2 rRNA genes are annotated in these 3,704 nt (G+C 53.4%); both read right to left on the bottom strand.

The window, feature by feature from the left end:
* Positions 1-1,663, bottom strand: a 23S ribosomal RNA gene (locus tag SSCH_RS07205); the annotation flags it as partial.
* A gap of 158 nt (positions 1,664-1,821) precedes the next feature.
* Positions 1,822-3,354, bottom strand: a 16S ribosomal RNA gene (locus SSCH_RS07200).
* Between the last annotated feature and the right edge of the window lie 350 nt (positions 3,355-3,704).

The raw sequence follows: 3,704 nt of genomic DNA, 5'->3' as shown, positions 1-3,704 counted from the left end.
TGTCCATCGCCTACGCTTTTCAGCCTCGGCTTAGGTCCCGACTTACCCTGGGCGGACGACGGCCTTCCCCAGGAAACCTCGGGCTTCCGGCGGGCAGGATTCTCACCTGCCTTCTCGCTACTCATACCGGCATTCTCACTTCCAGCCGCTCCAGCATACCTTTCGGTACACCTTCTGTGCTGCTGGAACGCTCCCCTACCAGTTTAGTGGTTGGTCGTTGGTAATTAGTCGTTAGGATTCCACGCTTGTCTTTTAGTTGTAGGTCGTTGGTAATTAGTCGTTAGTTTAGTGGGAATTCGCAAAACGAATTCCTTCTACTCCAACCACTAACCACTAATGACTAACCACTAAAATCCGGCATCTTTTCTTCTCCTAACTACTAACCACTAACGACAAACCACTAAACTCCGCGGCTTTGGTGTCAGGCTTGAGCCCCGTTACATTTTCGGCGCAGGGCCACTTGACCAGTGAGCTATTACGCACTCTTTGAATGGTGGCTGCTTCTAAGCCAACATCCTGGTTGTCTGGGTAGCCCCACATCCTTTCCCACTTAGCCTGTACTTGGGGACCTTAGCCGGCGGTCTGGGCTCTTTCCCTTTTGACTATGAATCTTGTCACCCATAGTCTGACTCCCAGGTTCTCTCTTTATGGTATTCGGAGTTTGAAAAGGTTCGGTAACGTGGTCGACGCCCCTAGCCTGATCAGTGCTCTACCCCCATAAAGTATCCCCCTGAGGCTAGCCCTAAAGCTATTTCGGGGAGAACCAGCTATCTCCGGGTTCGTTTAGCTTTTCACTCCTACCCACAGGTCATCCGCCGGCTTTTCAACGACGGTCGGTTCGGGCCTCCACGAGAGGTTAGTCTCGCTTCACCCTGCCCATGGGTAGCTCACCCGGTTTCGGGTCTGCGCTATGCAACTCTTTCGCCCTCTTCAGACTCGCTTTCGCTGCGGCTCCAGCCTTTTAAGCTTTAACCTCGCTGCATATCGCAACTCGCCGGTCCGTTCTACAAAAAGTACGCCATGATCCGGCTTTACGCCGGACTCTGACTGCTTGTCAGCATATGGTTTCAGGTTCTTTTTCACTCCCCTCCCGGGGTGCTTTTCACCTTTCCCTCACGGTACTCGTTCACTATCGGTCGTCAGGTAGTATTTAGCCTTAGGAGGTGGTCCTCCCGAATTCCTGCAGGATTTCACGTGCCCCGCAGTACTTGGGTTCGTAACAGGTGAGTGCTCTCCTTTTCGGGTACGAGACTGTTGCTCTCTTCGGTTGACCTTTCCAGGTCTATTCCCCTAAGGGGGAGCCTTTTTGCTCACCGGATCCGCTGTACCGGATCCCTCTTACGCCCCTCGACCCCTTAAACGCAACGAGTACAGTCTTGACACGTTTAAGGTTTGGGCTGTTCCCCGTTCGCTCGCCGCTACTTGGGGAATCACGGTTGTTTTCTGTTCCTCGGGGTACTAAGATGTTTCAGTTCTCCCGGTTGCTCATCCTTACCTATGGATTCAGTAAGGATTGACTGGGTTTTAGCCCAGTCGGGTTTCCCCATTCGGGTATCCCCGGATTAACGCCTGTTTGCGGCTACCCGAGGCTTTTCGCAGCTTACCACGCCCTTCTTCAGCACCTGACGCCAAGGCATCCACCATATGCGTTAGTAGCTTGCATTGCTGCCGCCAGTCGCCTTTACCTGGTATTCTTTCTTTCCAATCACAGTAAAAGGCTTCTTCTTTCGGTTTTAGATGTAGTATCTCGATATTCGTTTTTCAAAGAACAGTTTGGTCTTTCAAAGCTAAACAGTCGTGTGTGTCGTTTATGCTCCTTAGAAAGGAGGTGATCCAGCCGCACCTTCCGATACGGCTACCTTGTTACGACTTCACCCCAATCACCAGCCCCACCTTCGACGGCTCTTTCCTTGCGGTTAAGCCACCGGCTTCGGGTGTTGCCAGCTTTCGTGGTGTGACGGGCGGTGTGTACAAGGCCCGGGAACGTATTCACCGCGGCATTCTGATCCGCGATTACTAGCGATTCCGACTTCATGCAGGCGAATTGCAGCCTGCAATCCGAACTTGGGCCGGCTTTGTGGGATTGGCTACAGGTCACCCCTTCGCTACCCTCTGTACCGGCCATTGTAGCACGTGTGTAGCCCAGGACATAAAGGGCATGATGATTTGACGTCATCCCCACCTTCCTCCGGTTTGTCACCGGCAGTCCCCTTAGAGTGCCCACCTCTACGTGATGGCAACTAAGGGCAAGGGTTGCGCTCGTTGCGGGACTTAACCCAACATCTCACGACACGAGCTGACGACAACCATGCACCACCTGTCTCTGCGCTCCCCGAAGCGCACTCCTGTGTTTCCACAGAATTCGCAGGATGTCAAGCCCTGGTAAGGTTCTTCGCGTTGCATCGAATTAAACCACATGCTCCACCGCTTGTGCGGGCCCCCGTCAATTCCTTTGAGTTTCAGCCTTGCGACCGTACTCCCCAGGCGGGACACTTAATGCGTTAGCTGCGGCACAGATGGGGTTGATACCACCTACACCTAGTGTCCATCGTTTACAGCCAGGACTACCGGGGTATCTAATCCCGTTCGCTACCCTGGCTTTCGCTCCTCAGCGTCAGGTCAAGACCAGAAGGCCGCCTTCGCCACTGGGGTTCCTCCCGATATCTACGCATATCACCGCTACACCGGGAATTCCACCTTCCTCTCCTTGCCTCAAGTAACTCAGTATCAACTGCAATCCTCCGGTTAAGCCGTCGGTTTTCACAACTGACTTGAGTTACCGCCTACGAGCCCTTTACGCCCAGTAATTCCGGACAACGCTCGCCCCCTACGTTTTACCGCGGCTGCTGGCACGTAGTTAGCCGGGGCTTTCTGGCAGGGTACCGTCACTTCCTTCGTCCCCTGCAACAGGGTTTTACGACCCGAAGGCCTTCGTCACCCACGCGGCGTCGCTGCGTCAGGCTTTCGCCCATTGCGCAAGATTCCCCACTGCTGCCTCCCGTAGGAGTCTGGGCCGTGTCTCAGTCCCAGTGTGGCCGACCACCCTCTCAGGCCGGCTACCCATCGTCGCCCTGGTAGGCCGTTACCCTACCAGCTAGCTAATGGGACGCGGATCCATCTGTAAGCAGAGGTTAATCTTTTCCTGTAAAGTAGATGCCTACTCTACAGTATATCCGGTATTAGCACCGGTTTCCCAGTGTTATCCCAGTCTTACAGGCAGGTTATCCACGCGTTACTCACCCGTCCGCCACTAAGTTTGCAGGAAAGCAAGCTTCCCCGCATCCTCCGTTCGACTTGCATGTGTTAAGCACGCCGCCAGCGTTCGTCCTGAGCCAGGATCAAACTCTCCGTTAAGTTCTTTTAAACGCTGACCTCACACGACTGTTCAGTTTTCAAAGACCTGCCGCTGTCACCGGATTCTACCGGCGGCAACGTTTTCTATCTTAGCACGCACTTCTGTGTGTGTCAAGAACATTTTTTCGACTTTTCTTTGTGCCGCTTGTGCGAGCTTCTGTCTGTTGGTGCTCCTCACTTGCAGCTCTCTTTCGTGCTGTCTGCTGGGACAGCGTTGTCTATCTTAGCACGCTCTTTTTTGTGTTGTCAAGAACATTTTTCGTGTTTTCGTGTTTCTTCGCGGTGCTTGTAGGAAGACTGTTTATTCTTCAGACTTGATGTCAGTCACCATGCGTAACAGATGAAACTGG

Origin of the sequence: Syntrophaceticus schinkii (genome assembly GCF_000946815.1) — a bacterium.
In the GTDB taxonomy this organism is placed as follows: Bacteria; Bacillota; DSM-12270; order Thermacetogeniales; family Thermacetogeniaceae; genus Syntrophaceticus; species Syntrophaceticus schinkii.
This window is presented reverse-complemented; position numbering and strand designations above follow the sequence as displayed.